Origin of the sequence: Rathayibacter iranicus NCPPB 2253 = VKM Ac-1602, from assembly GCF_003149025.1 — a bacterium.
In the GTDB taxonomy this organism is placed as follows: Bacteria; Actinomycetota; Actinomycetes; order Actinomycetales; family Microbacteriaceae; genus Rathayibacter; species Rathayibacter iranicus.
The window spans coordinates 106,645-121,902 of the sequence record NZ_QGDV01000007.1; the positions used below are offsets into that span (position 1 = coordinate 106,645).

Here is a 15,258-nt window from a genome sequence, read left to right on the forward strand (position 1 = left end):
GATGCCGATCCGTTCGTGGATCCGCGCCCCTCCCCGCGCTGAGAACTCACGCGCAGGTGGGCTCGATCGTGTAGGAATACACGTTCTGGCTGGCAGTGTCACTGTTCGCCTGGTTGAAGTACCAGTGAGCAGACTTCGTGCCCTCGAGCACCTTGGTCTCACCGTGGTAGACGTCACCGTTCGGGGACCGGAAGATCTGGTCGCCAATTGGCGTCGAATCCGACGCGACCGTGAACTCCGACACAGTACCGTCGTTGTCGCGACGGTATCCCTTCGTCCCCTTCACATAGGTGAGGATGTGGTACCCGGCCTTTTCGCCGAAGCGGTTGTAGGTCCACGACGCTTTATCTACACCGCTCGCGACCACGGTGTTACCGCTGTACAGATCACCGTTCGGCGCAAGATACGCGCTGTCACCAATCGCCGTGGAGCCTGTCGGAACTTTGTCATACGTCGTCACGGTTCCGTCCCCGTCTCTGCGGTACGCCACTCCGTCCTTCATATAGCTGTAGACGTTCTGGCTCGCCGTATCGCTGTTCGCCTGGTTGAAGTACCAGTGGGCTGAACTCGTACCGGCAATGACGATGCTGCCGCCGTGGTACACGTCTCCGTTCGGCGCGAGGTAGATACCGTCGCCGATCGGAGTGGAATTCGACGGAACCGTCGACTCCGTCACATTGCCATCATTGTCGCGGCGGTATCCCTTGGTGCCCTTCACATACGTCAGGATGTGGTAACCGGCCTTGCCGCCGAAGCGGTTGAAGGTCCAGTGCGCCTTGTCCACGCCGCTCGCGACGAGCGTATCGCCGCTGTACAAATCGCCGTTGTGGGCAAGATACGCACTGTCGCCGATCGCCGTCGAGCCGGCGGGGACAGCGCTGTACGTGGAGACTGTCCCGTCCCCGTCCCGGCGGAAAGCGGAGGGCTTGCTGGTCCCAGACACGGGAGCCGAGGCGGAAAGTGTCGTCGAACTGGCGCTGAACACCGATTTCCCGCCCTTCGCGGGAACCTTGATCCCGGGCAGTGTGATCGTGCCGTCGCTGCCTGTCGTACCCGAGTACCGGGTCGAGCCGTCGGCGAAGGTGTAGCCATCGGCGAGAGTCACCGAGACGGTCTGGCCGGAATCAGCCGTCGACCCGTCGGTTGTGCGACGTACCTGGACGCCGCTGAGAGTCTCGCACGCCTTACCCGAATAGGAATTCTGGGTGAAGGCGAGCGTCGGTGCTGCGGAGGCCGCAGCGGCTGGCGTTGCGACGGTGACCGCAACGACCGGAATAGTCCATCCGGCTCCCTGGACGATGGTCCTGCGAGTGAGACGCGACGTGGGCTCTGCCCCGTTATCGGAGTGGGCGTCAGGGCGAGGAGTTGTGTTTCTCATGCTGTCCTTCTTGTCGAGTGCGGTTGTCGCAGCGACTCTCGCGAACTCGACTCCGGGTCCTCCACTCCAGTAGCGTTATCAGTCACCACAGAGGAGCGCTCAGGCGAGGATCATGCCTTGGTGAACACATCGTCGAGGGTCACCGTGGTCAGGGATCGCTCGCCGAGAAGCCGACGGAGCTGCGGAAAGACATCGCACACGCTCTCGTGATTGGCATGACCGATAACCACGTGTCCCGGGATGAACCACTGATTGGCGAACTCGAGTATCTGCTCCTTCGCGATCAGCCCCGAGTCCGAGAGTGACCCATACCACATCACCGGAGTCGTGAATCCGATGGCTGCTGCGACGGCATCGGTATGGTCGTTGCGGTACCCAAAAGGAGGGCGGTAATAGGGTCGAGTGCTGACCCCAAAGAGCACCGTCAGCGCCTCGTCATTGCGCGTCAATTCGTCGATGATGCCCTGATCGGACAGGGAAGTCAGGTCGGCGTGCGAATAGGTGTGATTGCCGATCTGTACCTGCCCCGACTGCACCATCGGCCGCAGGATGTCGGCGGCCTGGGCCCAGCCCGGGTATTGCGCGTTCGGGAAGAAAACGAGGCGGGTCCCGGTGTCGCGTGCCATCTCGGCGTAGCGGCGGACAGCGGCCGCGTCACCGCCGTCGTCCACCGTCCACATCAGGTGGTTTCCGTCGCCCGGGACCGAGTAGACGCCTTCCCCGGCTGGCGGACGGGGGACGCGCGCGATCTCCGGCGCGGCCGACGTCGGCGGAGCGGTCGAGGGTGGAGCCGGGTTGGGGTCGAGGCCTGGAACAGGCTCGGCAGACGGGACGACGATCGGCGGTGCAGTGCACGCCTGCAGGGCGAGCATCGGCAGCAGACTGCCGAGCGCGAGCACCCGACGCCGTGTGAATGACGGAAGTGAGGCCATGATGTGAGGCTTCTTACCGCCCCGACCCGGGCCACTCTGCCGTTCGCCTGAGAGTGCGCCACGAGACCGTCTTTCGACGGGTAATCCCGCCAGATCGGCGCGGGACCGGATCGGAGGACGGCGCGGTCAGTCCTTAGCGCGCCGGTCCGGACACCTCCTCCACACCCTGATCGCTCACGGCCGAGGAGGTGCGGCGCTCGGCACGCTCCGCTCGAGACAGCGCGCGCCGGTTCGCGAAGCCCGCGATCGCCACGACGTCCGCGCCTCGTCTGAGCCCGCCGGTGCCGGCGGAGTGCGAGTGCTCGCGGGCAGCGCGCAGCCGCACCGAACGGATCTGCGCCGACGCAGTCGTGTCGTGCGCGGCGCACGCGCGACGGAGGTAGCTCGGCGAGACGCCGAGGCGCTGGGCAAGCACGGCGGCGCTGAAGCCGGGATCGACCGATGCCTCCTCGATCTGCTCACAGGCGCGGAGAAAGAGCAGCTGGAGCGAGTCGGGAACCGCCGAGCGGTCGTCGCGGACCACCCCCGCGAGGAGTGCGGCAACCAGGCGCCGGAGGGAGCTGCGGAAGGCCGGGAACCCCGGGTCCGCGACGGTGACTCCTCCGTTGAGAGCCGCGTTCACCGCCGCCAGGAGGACACCGCGGTAGGCGACGGCGGGATCGACGACCCTCCCGCCTTCGGCGAACAGGTCGGCGACGACCGGGGCGAGGGTGGATCTCGGCATCTCGATCTCATAGCGGGCACTGTTCTCTTGGGCGATGAGGTCGAGTCCGCGGGAGACGAGAACTGTCTCTCCGGGCTGCACCGGGCGAACAGGGCCGTCGGCTGAACCCAGATCGACGGCGCCTTCGATCTGCACGATCAGCAGCGCAGTCTCCGGCCCCCTCTCGAAGCGGAGTCGGCCCGCGGAATGCCAGACGCGCGCGAGGCGGAATCCCTCCTGCCGGATCTCGTCGGCGACCAGGCGGAACAGTGGGTCATCGGATTGTCGAACGCCGCGGTCGAGCAACCAGGCCCGGGCCGGCTCTCCCTGGAGCGAGAACTCGCGGTCGCGGGACGCGCTCGAGGGGGGCATCGGCATGGTCCGACTCCGTTCGTGCTGATCTCCTCACCGGCGATGCTCGCCGCCGCCGGCGCTGTACGCGGGTCAGAATTCCATCCCGGCACGACGTGGTCGACTAACGACGCGAAACGGAGGGAACGATGGCGCCGGACTCTGGAGCGCCACCTGGCGCGAAGCGTGGCGCGCTTCAGGCCCGCAGCATAGCGTGAGGACGTCTCGCGACTAAGTGCCCAACGAGTCGTCCTGTCTCTGTCGGCTGTGCAGCCGCGGGCACCGATACACCGTTTATACCGAGGGGGCCCATGTCCGACCGTCTGTCCATCGCCGACCAGCGGGACGTCAGCATCCTGTCCGCCCCGCCGATGGCGCGGAGCTTGTCGATGGTGAGCTTCGTGCTCGGAGTCTGCTCGGTCGCCGTCGGCTTCATCCTCGTCATCCCGACGATCGGCATCATCCTCGGTATCAAAGGCTTCCGGCGCGAGCCGTACCACCGCCTCGCGCGATGGGGGATCGCCCTGAACGGCGTGATGCTGGCGGTGTTCTGCACCCTCGTCGTCCTTGTCGCGGTCCACTTCCAGGCCATGGAGACGACCGGATGACCCTGCGCGCAACCCTGCACGACCAGCGCCCGAGCCTCGTTGTCGCGACGCTCGGCGCCGCCTTCGGCACCGCCCTGATCACGGTCCTCGCCGGCATCGACGCGATCCTGGAGAACGCCCCGAGCACGGCGAGCAGCCACATCGTCCCTGAGCTCCTCGCCGTCCTCGGGCCCGTCTTCTTCTGCATCGCCGCGTTCATCGGCGGCGTCGTGACCGCCAACACGTTCGCGGCCTCCGTCGCGATGCGCACGCGGACGATCGCGCTCCTGCGGCTCCTCGGTTCCTCCGCCCGGTCCCAGCGGCGGGTCTTCCTCCGCGAGGGCGCCACGATCGGCATCGTCGGGTCGACGCTCGGCTCCGTACTGGGGATCGGCCTCGCCTTCGTCGTCCTCGCGGTGGTCGCCGTCAGCGCCGCCGCCCCCTTCCTCCCACCTGCGATCCCCGTCACGATCGCGTTCCCCTTCGTCGCCGTCATCGCCGTCACCGTGGTGGCCGCGTGGAACGGGTCCCGCGAAGTGCTGACGGTCACGCCCATCCAGGCGCTGGGAACTGCTGAGGAGGCTCCGCTCGGCACCCGCCGCCGCCCCGTCCGCACGGTCCTCGCCGCCCTGCTGTTCGTTGTTGGGAACGCCGTCATCGTGCTCGGGGTCCTCCAGGGATTGCAGGACTTCAGAGGCGTTCTGATCACTCTGCTGGGCGGGATCGCCTCGTTCTTCGGTGTCATCCTCGGCGCTCACGCGTTCCTGCCGCGCGCCCTCCACCTCGTCGGTCGGTTCTTCGGCTCCACGCCCGAGGCGTCCCTCGCGCAGGCGAATGCACTGCGCAATCCCGAGCGGAGCACGCGGGCCACGTCGGGGGTGCTGATCGGAGTCACCGTGGTCGCCGCGTTCTCCGTCGCGCTCGCCACGTTCCGCGGACTCCTCGATCCCGCCATCGCCGCTCGGCCGGACTACTACATCGATCTCGATGCGGTCCTCGCACAGACGAGCGCAATCGGACTCGGCCTGGTCGCGTTCAGTGCGGCGATCGCCTGCGTCGGCGTCATCAGCGACCTGTCCATCAGCGTCGTGCAGCGCACGCACGAGATCGGACTCCTGCGTGCCCTGGGCTTCACACGTCGGCAGGTCCGCCGCACGATCGTGCTTGAGGCGGCAGCCATGTCGATCACGGCAACGCTCCTCGGGCTGGTACTCGGGACCGCTTACGGCTGGGTCGGCGCCCTGTCGTTCATCGGCTCACTGCCCGGAGTGACGGTAGTCGGGCCGGTCGTCCCGCTCGCACTCGTCGTCGGGCTCGCGCTCGTCACCGCTGCCCTCACGGTGACAGCGGCGATCATCCCCGCGAGGCGGGCCGTCTCCGTGACTCCGGTCGAAGCCCTCAAGCACTGAGGCCGCAGACGGCACCGAGGCAAGCTGGCGCCAAGAAGGTACCCGGAGCGAACCACTCCGCTCACTCCTCGGCGTCGTCGACCGCCTGCTGACCGTCCTCTTCCGACGAGAATCCGGACGCCTTCGCCAGTGCCTCGAAGGAGTCCGCGTCGTCGGCGACCCGTATGCGCTCCTGGAGCACCTCGGTGCGCTGTCTGTCGAGCTCTCCCCCAGCAGTGCCACCGAGGGCAGCGAAAACCGCCTCGAGCAGGCGCTCGGGGACGTCGAGTTCGAGCGCCAGGACGGCGGCGGTGAAGTCCGGGTCGTATTTCCGCTCGGCGATGAGGACTACAGCGTCCGCAAAGAGGTCACTCGCTCGTATGGGGCGGTCGCTCCCTGTCCGCGTGGCGGCCGAGAGAGCAGCGACCAAAAGACCCTTGCTCGCTCGAGCCGCGTAGATCGACTCCGCGACTGCCGGATCGGCGGCGAGCAGGCTGTTCGCGAGAGCCGAGAGGGGAGACCAGTACGATTCCTCGAGCGCCACGGGCGTCCCCATATGCGCACGCACGCTCGACGCTCTCAGGAGTGGCGCATAGGCGAACCGCCAGAGAAAGTGGGCCGTCGGTATATCGACCTGGAGTTCAAGCGGCGCACGGCCGTCGAGGATGAAGAGGTCGCCGGCGACATAGGCGATCCGTTCGTCGCCGTGTTGCAGCGCACCACTCCCCTCCATCACCAAGAGAGCAGACATCCAGACCGCTGAGGCGCCGATCCGGAGCGTGCCACTCGGTGACCACACTCGGTCCAGGCGGTACATCGGTGCCGACACGCTCTCGATGGTGACCCCGGGCGCCCGGGGGACGTCCTCCCACCCGGGAAGACCGGCAGCCCCGGTCGAAAACCGTCCCACAGAAACGTTGCCCACTGTCCGACCTCCCGTCTGCGTCAGGTCGCACATGGGGGCGATTATCCTCTCCCCCGGAGGGCATGTACAGCGCTAGTGCCTTTCTGCCCCACGAGAAGACGTCCCGCGTACATCCAATCCACGCGTTCTGCACCACGTGGGTGCCCGTTCGGGGGTAAACGACGGGAGGAGTGTCGTCGTCCGCCCGCGAACAAACGCTTACGTCGTCAGCGCGATCGCCGGCGGCGTGCGAGCCGCCGTGATGGCCGGGTAGGAGCCGGCGACCATCCCGATCACCACCGTCGCGCCCACTCCCGCCGCGACGATCCCGATCGGCACGACGAGTGGAGCCTCGTTCGCCGCCGCGAAGATCGCCACGGCCCCCGTGCCCAGCGCCGCACCGCCGATCCCGCCCAGGAGAGAGAGAAGGAACGCCTCAACGAGGAACTGCGCCCGGATGTGCCCGCGCGTCGCGCCGAGCGCACGGCGCAGGCCGATCTCGCGTCGGCGCTCGAGCACCGAGATCACCATCGTGTTGGCGATGCCGATGCCGCCGACGAGCAGGGCCACGGACCCCACTCCAAGAAGCAGGCCGTTCAGCGAGTCGTCGACCGCGTTCTTCGCCTTGAGCGCATCGGAGGGACGGGCCACGGCGACGTTGCGCGGCTTCACCGGGTCGATGGTCGCCGAGAGCACCTGCTGGACGGCGAGAACCGCGGCGTCTGACGAGCGCTCATAGATGGTCGTCGGGTTCCCCTTCCAGTTCAGGAGAGCGCGCGCCGCGGGCCCGGGGATAAGCACCGCGGGGTCGAGTTCCGGCGCCAGCGGGCTGTGGCCGAGGATGCCGATGACCATGAAGTCCGTCGTGCCGACGTGGATCATCGAGCCGGCGTCCTGGATCCCGAGCGCCGTCGCGGCAGCCGGGCCGAGCACGGTCGTCGGCAGCTCGGCCGAGGCTTCGTCGAACCACCGACCCCGTGTGACCGGCGCCTCCGTCACCGTCAGCAGACGCAGATCGGCGACGTCGACCGAGAGCCCGTTGCTGTTGCCGGGATCGACGTACTGGTTGCGGTAGGCGTTGAGGGACAGAGCGGCGACCGAGGCCGCGGACTCCACGCCGTCGATCCGCAATACCCGGTCGACCGCGTTGACCGCCATCGGCACGGGAGCGCTCATCATGCTCGAGGCCGGCCCCGCGGTGAGTAGGTTCGTGCCCAGCTCGTGCAGCTGCTTCTCGAGCTTCGCCTGTGAGGTCGAGGAGACGCCGACCACCGCGATCATCGCGGCGATGCCGATAGCGATTCCGAGGGCCGAGAGGATCACGCGCAGAGGGCGCAGCCGAAGGCCCCCTCCACCGATGCGGAACAGGTCGCTGGCGAGGAGTCGGGAGCGGGTCATGCGGCGCCTTCCGAGGAACGGGTGTCCGATTCGATGCGACCGTCGCGAATGGCGACGACTCGGGGGAGGCTCTGGGCCAGAGCGCGGTCGTGAGTAATCACGACGATGCTCGTCCCCCGCTCGTTCAGCTCGCGCAAAAGAGCCACCACGGCGGCGCCCGAAACGGAGTCGAGTGCGCCGGTGGGCTCGTCGGCGAGTAAGAGAGGTGCCTCCGAGACGATCGCGCGGGCAATAGCGACGCGCTGCTTCTCGCCGCCGGAGAGTTGGTGCGGGCGATGGTGCACGCGATGTGCCAGGCCGACTTTCTCCAGTGCCTCGCCCGCCGCCTCGCGGCGTATGCGCTGGGGCGTGCCGGTATAGAGCGCCCCGTCGGCGACATTGTCGAGCGCTGTCCTGCTCTCGTCGAGGTGGAACTGCTGGAACACGAAGCCGAGCGTCGAGGCCCGCAGGCCCGAAAGCCGGCGGTCACCGAGGGTGCTCACATCGACGTCATCGATGTGGACGGATCCGCTGGTCGGGCGATCGAGCAGGCCCATGATGTTCAGCAGGCTGGACTTCCCGGATCCGCTGGGACCGACGATGGCGAGCAGTTCGCCGTGGTCGACGGCGAGCGAGATGCCATCGACGGCGCGGACGGGCGGAGCGCCATGCTCGCGGGTCACGTCGCGCAGGTCGAGGAGGCTCATGAGCCCGCCGCCCCGACAGTCAGGCCCTCGCGCAGGCCGTCTCCCGAGATTTCGGCGATGCCGTCGGCAACGAGCCCGAGGGTCACGGAGAGCCGGTGGTGGGCACTCCCCTCGTCGAACACGTCGAGGTCGTAGCCACCGCCGGGATGCGCGAGCAGCGCGTCGACCGGCACGGTGAGGACGTTCTCGTGGCGCTCGCCGACAAAGGCCACCTGCACCGCTGCCTCCTGGGTGCCGCCGGCGACCGACGGATCGGCGAGGCTGATCTCGACGGGGACGACGCGATTGGCAGCCGAATCATCCTGGCTGCCGTCGCTGGAACTCGAGCTCCCGCCCTGGCCAGAACTTTGTCCCCCGGCGGCCTGCGCCTGGCCGACCGAGGTGATCGTGCCGGGAGCGGCTGAGCCGTCGGGCATGGTGATGGAGACGGCCGCGCCCGTCGCGGCCAGGTTCTGCTCGGTCAGGGGCAACGAGACCTTCACCGAGGGGGCGGACGCGGTCAGCGTGAGCACCGTCGTCCCCGCGCCCACCGGAGCCTCCACGGCCAGCGGGGTGCTGCCCACCCGGACCGCGTCGGGAGCGACGGCGATCGCGGTCTGCGCGACCTCTCCGGTCTCGGGGACCTTGAGCGCCTTCTGCCACTTCCGCACCGCCTCCGCCGTGGGCTCGAGGAATTCCTCATCGGGAACTCGCGAGAAGTAGCCGAGGGCGGAAAGGTTCTCCTCTAGCTGGAGGACGTCCTTTCCCTTCGCTCCGACCGAGAGGTCACGCCAGACGGGAGCCGTCCCGATCAGCAGGACGGTCGGAACGGTGTCGACCTCGTACAGGGTGTCGCCGCGCCCAATCGTCGCCCCGACATCGGGGATGGCGGTGAGTGTTCCGCTCGATTTGGAGGTGATCGACTTCACGACGGGGTAGCGGAGAGTTCCCTTCTCCGTCGATGTCTTCGACACGGTGCCCGTCGTCACCTGGACCGTGCGGCCGACCGGTTGGGACGCGCTCGCGGTATCAGCGGTCTGAGCGGACCACGGGGCCCAGAGGACGATCCCGACGACGACGGCCAGGACGAGAACACCGGCGATGCCGGCGATGAGGCGGCGCGGGTGGGCGGTCACTGGCTGATTTCGTCCGCGCACGAGCGGTAGTCGGACATCAACGTCGTGTCGGTCTTCGAGAGCGCCGCCATGGCGTCGTTGTCCCAGTTCCCGTCGGCCTTGAGATCAGGCAACTTGTGGCCCTTGTCGACGAGGCACGCTTGCGTCTTTTTGGTCAGCACGACGTTGGCCGCGGCCTGCTCCGCCGTCGGCGCGGGCGGCTCACCGACTTCGCTCGCACAGGCGGACTGCGCTGCCGCTACTGTGTCAGCCGACTCGTCGCCGGTGTTCTTGACGCCCTTGCTGCCGAGACAGGCGGAGAACTTCTTCTCGTACTCTTTGCTCTGCTGGCTGTACGTCGAGACCGCCGCCTGCGCGTCCTTGACCGACATCGTCGCTTCAGGAGCTGCTCCGTCGGTCGAGGCTGCGGAGCAGCCCGAGAGCAGGAGGGCGCCAAGCGCGAATGACGTCGAGATCAGTGCGATCTTCTTGGTCAAAGTTGTCTTATCGAGAATCATGCGAATTCCTTTCACAGAGAGCGCGCTATGTGCGGCCAACCTGGAAGACCCTAGGACACTCTTCCATGGCCACCTCGCCCGTTGCGCCACGCTTGACTGCGTTCACGCCGCTTTTCGTACTCTTTCCGCCGAATATCCGCCGTGAGGATGAGCCGCCGTGATCGCTCGGAGGACCCGGCTCTACCCAGGGGTCTCGAGGTCCCGTCTCAGCGCGGGGCAATATCGAACTCGTGATCGAGCTGTCTGAAGAGCTGGTCGATCGGCATGTACCGCATGAAGGCCGAGGGTCCCTCCATCCCTCCTCTCTGGATGATGCCGTAGAGTTGGCCCTGCTGGCTTATCACCGGCCCGCCGGAGTCGCCAAAATCTAGTCCCAACGGATTGACAGCGAAGCCGTGCGCGGCCGGGTCAATTCCCCTGCCCTCCGGCAATATCCAATAGCAGTTCAGGCCTGTCGTGCTTCCGCTCGTACAAAAACGTTCACCCAGCGCCGGAGTGGCCGGAGGACGCATCGGCACCGGCGTTTCGCTTCCCCCGACGCGCATGATGACCTGACCGACGGCGCGCGGTCTCGCAATGCTCCCGATGAAGCAGCCGTTGATGGAGCTGAAGCAGCCCTGCGGCGGAGTCATGTCGGGAGCGACCTGAACGAGTTCCACATCGTCGGTCGCGGACATCCAGCTGACAGTTCCGATGTGCACCGAGTTGAAAAAGACAGCCGCACCGATCTTCGGAGCGCAATGCTTAGCGAGGACGAGATAGCGGACCGCTCTGATGAAGGGCGACAGGGCGGAACCCGGGCCATTCCTCTTGAGCACGGCGCCGACAGTGCAGATGTTTCCCCTCAGCCCGGCGACGGCGGTCCCCGCAACGATCGGGGTCCGCGTCCGCGCAGGATCCTCGGCGTTCGCGGGACCCGCGACGCCGAGGAGTGCGGTGACCAGGAGGAGAACGCTTATCAGGGCGGAAGTAAGCCTTCCGCCGCCGTTGGGGGATGTCCGAGGAATCACGATGAGGACGCTATCGAAGCGACTTCGATGTCCTCATATCAGTGAGATGAGCGTTCTAGCACTGTTCCACAGGCGTTGGGAGGGCCGCTTCCCAGAGCTCCTCGAGGGGTGGGGCCGAGCTCGACGATATCGGATCTACTCCGAAAGAGTCTTGAAACATGCCATTGCATCAGAATTCAGCGTTGTATCCGATTTCGAGAGTCGATCCATTTCACCGTCGTCCCACTGCCCATCGGCTTTGAGGTCCGGCACCTTATGACCCTTGTCCTTGAGGCAGGACGTCAGCGCCCTGCTCATCGTCGCCAGACCCGCCGCCTGCTCCGCCGTCGGCACAGGAGGATCACCGATTTCATCGACACAGGCCGAGTGGGCCGCGTCACTCGCGTCCGCCGACGCGTTGTCGGACTCTGTGACGCCCTTCTTGCCGAGGCAGTCGGAAAGCTTCGTCTTGTACTCATCCTTCTGCCGGGTATATGTCAACGCCACCGACCGCGAATCCTCGATTGACATCGTCGGCTCCGCGGTCGGTCCGTCTGTTGCTCCCGCGGAACAGCCCGAAAGTAGGAGCGTTCCGAGAGCAACTGAACTCGAGAGGAGCACGATCTTCTTCGTGAGGGTGGTGATAGTACTCGTCATGGAAATGCCTTTCTCCAGAGACCGAACCCTGTCTGGATCCGACTCCGAAGACCCTACGATCCGTCGCGAAGTCATCTGCCGCGTCGCGCCGCATCTCACGATGAACGCGCCGTTTCTCGACTCTCACCAACCAGATGTCATTCCCAAGAAGGAGGCATGATGATCGCTGGGACGACGATGGTCCCTCTCTCGGAGGCCCGTCATCGTGGGGCGATATCGAACTCATGGTCGAGCTGCAAGACGAGTTCGGCGACCGGCATGTACTGCATGATGTTGACCCGTCCGTGCCCGCCCCCTTTTTGGATGATCCCGATGAACTGCCCTTGCTGGCTCACCACAGGGCCACCGGAATCGCCGTGGTCGACCCCCTGGGCGTTGGTGGCGAAGGCCTGAGCGACTCCTGGCTCCCTCCACCGCCCCGTCCCTCCCTCGTACACGATCCAGTTGCAGTTCACCCCGGTCGTGCTTCCACTCGTGCAGAAACGTTCACCCGGAGCAGGGCTGGCCGGGGGAAGCATCGGCACCGGCCGTTCGCCTCCGATGCCGCGCAGAATGACCTGCCCGACAGCGCGCGGTCTGGCCAGACTGTTGATATAGCAGCCGTTGATAGAGCTATAGCAGCCCCTCGGCGGAGTGACTTCAGGAGCGACCTGGACGAGTTCGAGATCGTCGGTCGCCGACAGCCAGGAGACTCGCCCGATCACCACGGAATTCAGAGTGAATTCCATCCCCAATTCTGGAGCGCAATGCTTTGCCAACACGAGGTATCGCACCGCACCCATGAAGGGCGAGAGGAGGGAGCCCGGTCCATTTCTCTTGAGCACGGCGCCGACGGTGCAGGTGTTCTCGAGCGGCCCGAGCACCGTGGTTCCGGCGACGATCGGCGTCCGCAGTCGCACAGGGTCTTCAGCGTTCGCGGGAGTCGCGACGCCGATGACTGCGGCCACCACGAGAAGGAGGCTCGTCAGGCCGCGAGACAGCCTCCGGCGGTAGGAGTGAGAGGGCATCCACATCACCTTCGACGCTATCGGATTCGTTGTCGTATCGCCAGAGGAATGTAATGAGGGTTCTGACACTGTCCTTGAGCCGTCGGATACTCCCTGAGATGAGGCTCTCGCGATGCCGAGGTGAGCGCCAGTCTTTGCACCCGCGAAGAACTGTCGCGGCTATTTCGAGAGTTCTGTGAAGCACTTCTCGGAATCCGAGTTGAGCGCCGTGTCCGTCTTTTGCAACGTCTTCATCGCCCCATTGTCCCACTGCCCGTCGGCCTTGAGATCGGGCAGCTTGTGGCCCTTCTCCGCGAGGCACGAGTGCAGCGCCTTCGCCCAGGTTCGCATCGCTACCGTCTGCTGCTCTGACGGCTGCGGTAGGTCTCCGACCTCCTCGGCGCAGGCCGACTGGGCCGCGTCCCGCTTATCGGCCGACATCGAGCCCTTGTCGGCGCTCTCTGCACCCCGGTTCTCGAGACAGGAGCTGAACTTCCCGTCGTACTCGATCTGCGCCTGCTCGATGGTTCCCATCGTGGCAATCGCGTCCTTGACTGACATCGGCTCCGTGGTTGCTCCGTCCGTCGATGCAGCGGAACAGCCCGAGAGCAGGAGCGCTCCGAGAGCGACGGAACTTGAAAGCAGCGCGATCTTCTTTGTAAGGATCGTCCGAGTGCTCGTCATGGAAGTACCTTCCTCCGGAGCCAAATCCTGAGTGGATTCGGCTCCGCAGACCCTACGAGTTGCCCCGACCACGGTGGCCGCAGTGCGCCCCGATCGAGGGTGACCGCGCCACTTTTCCGCTCTCAGCGACCGAAAGTCATCCCTCAGAAGGGGGCACGACGACCGCTGGGACGACCCAGCTCATGGAAGGGCGCGCTCGCTCCGCGGACGTTCGCGGTCACTCCGAAATCTCCGTGAAACACGCCTCCGTATCCGAATCGAGCGCGGAATCTGTTTTAAGGAGTTCCGTCATTGCAGGCTTATTCCACCCACCATCCGCCTGGAGATCGGGCATCTTATGGCCCTTGTTCGTGAGGCAGGAGGTCAGTGCACCATTCCACGTCCGGAGCGCCGCGGTCTCTTCTGCCGTCGGCGCGGGCTCTTGGCCGACCTCGTCGGTGCAGGCCGCGACGGCGGGATCGTCCGCATTGGCCGGTACGAGTGCGTCGCCCGGATCGGGCGGCAGCGCTCCATCACCTGCGCTACTGACCCCTCGCTTGCCGAGGCAGGCGGTGAACTTTTCCTGATACTCCATCTGCTGCTGCTCATAGGAGCTGACAGTAGCGGCGGCGTCCGCGACCGTCGTGACATCGGCGTCCTCCCCGTCGGTGGAGGCCGCGGAACAGCCCGAGAGAAGACATGCTCCGACAGTGATCGAGCCGAGAATGAGCGCGATCTTCTTCGTGAGCGCGGTCGTGTCGTGCGGCATGCGTGTCCTTTCTCATGATGCCGAGGTGTTCCGGCGTTTCTCCGACTCCGGAGATTTCATTCCGTATCGCCATCAGCCGGCAGTCCGTGTCTCGCCCTGACTCCGCCGACGGCGCAGTGACCGTCAGACACCGTGACGCCGATCCCTCCGACGACCGGTACGCGAAGTCGACATCGATCGTATGCACCGACTGGAGGTTCCGAGCCGGCGACCAAGGCCAGGGCGATCAGAGCGACAAGCGCGGCAACGGCGGCAAGCGCGACGAGAATCAGGAGGCCACTCGCCAGACCGAAGGGAGGTGTTCGGCGAGACGCTGGCGGCGAGTGATTCATGGATACACCTTGCGTGTGAAAGTAATGCCCTCATGACGGCGCGATTTCGTAGGCCCGCCCGGTCTGTGCAAAGAGTTCGTCGATGGGCAGATACTGCATGAGATCCTCAGAAGGTCCCGTTCCCGTTCTCTGGATGATTCCGTAGAGCTGGCCCTGCTCACCGATCACCGGACCACCGGAGTCGCCGCGCTCGACGCTCTGACCGTTAGTCGAACGGGCTATCACCCCCGTGCTGTCTCCCCAGTTCGCGGGCCGGTCCGACTCCACCATCCAGTTGCAATTCATGTGGCTCACTGCACCACTCGTGCAGAAGCGCTCATCTGCACCAGGGATCGCCGGTGCCCTCATCGGCACCGCCCGCTCCCCTCCCCGAGTGCTGATGACGACCCGTCCCACTGCGCGAGGGGCGATGATCGATCCCTGAAAGCATCCGTGGGCGCCGCTACAGTTATCCGGCCTCGTCACTTCGGGTGGGACTTCGGCGAGTTCGACATCATCGGTGGCCGACATCCACGTGACGGTGGCGATGGGGAAGAAGTTAAAAATGATCGTCTCGCCTATCTTCGGAGCACAGTGCTTGGCCAGGACAAGATATCGCGTCGCAGCCACATAGGTGGAGACACCCGCGCCCGGCCCAGTCCGCTTGAGCACTGCACCGACAGTGCAGCTCGCTCCGGTGGACGTCGAAATGAACGCCCCCGCTGCGAGAGGGGAATTAAAGCGCACGTCGTCCTGGGCGATTGCTGGAGTGGCGGCACTAAAAAGCGCGGCCAGCAGGAGAAGCGGGATCATCCGACAGAAAAAGGTATTCCTGCGACGGCTGGAAGTGGGATTTTCCATTGAAATACCTTTCGTGGAAGACGCGGCCTCGTGACGGGGTCGCCGATGATGCTAGAGGGACTTGTTACCCAGCGACGTCTCAG

16 protein-coding genes are annotated in these 15,258 nt (G+C 65.8%); 2 read left to right on the forward strand and 14 right to left on the reverse strand.

Features of this window, described 5'->3' with window-relative positions; genetic code table 11:
- Positions 1-46: 46 nt before the first annotated feature.
- The 3 genes from B0H03_RS09315 to B0H03_RS09325 form a co-directional block, all read right to left on the reverse strand.
- A complete protein-coding gene (locus B0H03_RS09315) occupies positions 47-1,378 on the reverse strand; it encodes a hypothetical protein (protein ID WP_104265882.1) in 1,332 nt (443 codons plus the stop codon).
- 110 nt (positions 1,379-1,488) lie between these two features.
- Positions 1,489-2,310 carry a polysaccharide deacetylase family protein gene (locus B0H03_RS09320; protein WP_104265881.1) on the reverse strand — a complete coding sequence of 274 codons (822 nt, stop codon included), beginning with the start codon at positions 2,308-2,310 and terminating at the stop codon, positions 1,489-1,491.
- A 133-nt stretch (positions 2,311-2,443) separates the two neighbouring features.
- Positions 2,444-3,391, reverse strand: a complete 948-nt coding sequence (locus B0H03_RS09325; protein ID WP_104265880.1) for a hypothetical protein — start codon at positions 3,389-3,391, stop codon at positions 2,444-2,446.
- Positions 3,392-3,675: 284 nt separating this feature from the next.
- Here B0H03_RS09325 and B0H03_RS09330 point away from each other — a divergent pair, with 284 nt between their 5' ends.
- Positions 3,676-3,972: a hypothetical protein gene (locus tag B0H03_RS09330; RefSeq protein ID WP_104265879.1), complete on the forward strand. Its 297-nt coding sequence runs from the start codon at positions 3,676-3,678 to the stop codon at positions 3,970-3,972.
- A complete protein-coding gene (locus B0H03_RS09335) occupies positions 3,969-5,360 on the forward strand; it encodes an ABC transporter permease (RefSeq protein ID WP_160487307.1) in 1,392 nt (463 codons plus the stop codon). Before B0H03_RS09330 ends, B0H03_RS09335 begins: the two co-directional genes overlap by 4 nt.
- Positions 5,361-5,421: 61 nt before the next feature.
- On the opposite strand, the gene B0H03_RS09340 is transcribed toward B0H03_RS09335, so the two are convergent.
- From B0H03_RS09340 to B0H03_RS09390, 11 genes are all read right to left on the reverse strand, one after another.
- Positions 5,422-6,297, reverse strand: a complete 876-nt coding sequence (locus B0H03_RS09340) for a hypothetical protein (RefSeq protein ID WP_104354386.1) — start codon at positions 6,295-6,297, stop codon at positions 5,422-5,424.
- A 165-nt stretch (positions 6,298-6,462) separates the two neighbouring features.
- Entirely contained in the window at positions 6,463-7,641 is a 1,179-nt protein-coding gene (locus B0H03_RS09345) for an ABC transporter permease (protein WP_104265876.1), read from the reverse strand.
- A complete protein-coding gene (locus tag B0H03_RS09350; RefSeq protein WP_104265875.1) occupies positions 7,638-8,327 on the reverse strand; it encodes an ABC transporter ATP-binding protein in 690 nt (229 codons plus the stop codon). Before B0H03_RS09350 ends, B0H03_RS09345 begins: the two co-directional genes overlap by 4 nt.
- On the reverse strand, positions 8,324-9,442 hold the full coding sequence (locus tag B0H03_RS09355) for a peptidoglycan-binding protein (protein WP_127844026.1): 1,119 nt from the start codon (positions 9,440-9,442) through the stop codon (positions 8,324-8,326). The genes B0H03_RS09350 and B0H03_RS09355 overlap by 4 nt, the downstream gene beginning before the upstream one ends.
- Positions 9,439-9,939 (reverse strand): hypothetical protein, encoded by a 501-nt coding sequence (locus B0H03_RS09360; protein WP_104265873.1) that lies wholly within the window; start codon positions 9,937-9,939, stop codon positions 9,439-9,441. Before B0H03_RS09360 ends, B0H03_RS09355 begins: the two co-directional genes overlap by 4 nt.
- A gap of 206 nt (positions 9,940-10,145) precedes the next feature.
- Positions 10,146-10,616, reverse strand: a complete 471-nt coding sequence (locus tag B0H03_RS16205; RefSeq protein WP_127844025.1) for a chymotrypsin family serine protease — start codon at positions 10,614-10,616, stop codon at positions 10,146-10,148.
- A gap of 468 nt (positions 10,617-11,084) precedes the next feature.
- Positions 11,085-11,585: a hypothetical protein gene (locus tag B0H03_RS09370; RefSeq protein ID WP_104265871.1), complete on the reverse strand. Its 501-nt coding sequence runs from the start codon at positions 11,583-11,585 to the stop codon at positions 11,085-11,087.
- 200 nt (positions 11,586-11,785) lie between these two features.
- On the reverse strand, positions 11,786-12,592 hold the full coding sequence (locus tag B0H03_RS09375; protein ID WP_127844024.1) for a trypsin-like serine protease: 807 nt from the start codon (positions 12,590-12,592) through the stop codon (positions 11,786-11,788).
- Positions 12,593-12,751: 159 nt separating this feature from the next.
- Positions 12,752-13,255 (reverse strand): hypothetical protein, encoded by a 504-nt coding sequence (locus B0H03_RS09380; RefSeq protein ID WP_104265869.1) that lies wholly within the window; start codon positions 13,253-13,255, stop codon positions 12,752-12,754.
- A 217-nt stretch (positions 13,256-13,472) separates the two neighbouring features.
- The gene (locus B0H03_RS09385; RefSeq protein WP_104265868.1) at positions 13,473-14,003 is read right to left on the reverse strand and encodes a hypothetical protein; all 531 of its coding nucleotides are present in this window, start codon (positions 14,001-14,003) and stop codon (positions 13,473-13,475) included.
- Positions 14,004-14,365: 362 nt separating this feature from the next.
- Positions 14,366-15,127, reverse strand: a complete 762-nt coding sequence (locus B0H03_RS09390) for a chymotrypsin family serine protease (protein ID WP_104265867.1) — start codon at positions 15,125-15,127, stop codon at positions 14,366-14,368.
- Positions 15,128-15,258: the final 131 nt, after the last annotated feature.

Bases quoted from the DNA above. Each gene is read 5' to 3' on its own strand.
- B0H03_RS09315 (WP_104265882.1), bottom strand. From the start codon at position 1,378: ATGAGAAACACAACTCCTCGCCCTGACGCCCACTCCGATAACGGGGCA.
- B0H03_RS09320 (WP_104265881.1), bottom strand. From the start codon at position 2,310: ATGGCCTCACTTCCGTCATTCACACGGCGTCGGGTGCTCGCGCTCGGC.
- B0H03_RS09325 (WP_104265880.1), bottom strand. From the start codon at position 3,391: ATGCCGATGCCCCCCTCGAGCGCGTCCCGCGACCGCGAGTTCTCGCTC.
- B0H03_RS09330 (WP_104265879.1), top strand. From the start codon at position 3,676: ATGTCCGACCGTCTGTCCATCGCCGACCAGCGGGACGTCAGCATCCTG.
- B0H03_RS09335 (WP_160487307.1), top strand. From the start codon at position 3,969: ATGACCCTGCGCGCAACCCTGCACGACCAGCGCCCGAGCCTCGTTGTC.
- B0H03_RS09340 (WP_104354386.1), bottom strand. From the start codon at position 6,297: ATGTGCGACCTGACGCAGACGGGAGGTCGGACAGTGGGCAACGTTTCT.
- B0H03_RS09345 (WP_104265876.1), bottom strand. From the start codon at position 7,641: ATGACCCGCTCCCGACTCCTCGCCAGCGACCTGTTCCGCATCGGTGGA.
- B0H03_RS09350 (WP_104265875.1), bottom strand. From the start codon at position 8,327: ATGAGCCTCCTCGACCTGCGCGACGTGACCCGCGAGCATGGCGCTCCG.
- B0H03_RS09360 (WP_104265873.1), bottom strand. From the start codon at position 9,939: ATGATTCTCGATAAGACAACTTTGACCAAGAAGATCGCACTGATCTCG.
- B0H03_RS16205 (WP_127844025.1), bottom strand. From the start codon at position 10,616: ATGTCCGCGACCGACGATGTGGAACTCGTTCAGGTCGCTCCCGACATG.
- B0H03_RS09370 (WP_104265871.1), bottom strand. From the start codon at position 11,585: ATGACGAGTACTATCACCACCCTCACGAAGAAGATCGTGCTCCTCTCG.
- B0H03_RS09375 (WP_127844024.1), bottom strand. From the start codon at position 12,592: ATGCCCTCTCACTCCTACCGCCGGAGGCTGTCTCGCGGCCTGACGAGC.
- B0H03_RS09380 (WP_104265869.1), bottom strand. From the start codon at position 13,255: ATGACGAGCACTCGGACGATCCTTACAAAGAAGATCGCGCTGCTTTCA.
- B0H03_RS09385 (WP_104265868.1), bottom strand. From the start codon at position 14,003: ATGCCGCACGACACGACCGCGCTCACGAAGAAGATCGCGCTCATTCTC.
- B0H03_RS09390 (WP_104265867.1), bottom strand. From the start codon at position 15,127: ATGATCCCGCTTCTCCTGCTGGCCGCGCTTTTTAGTGCCGCCACTCCA.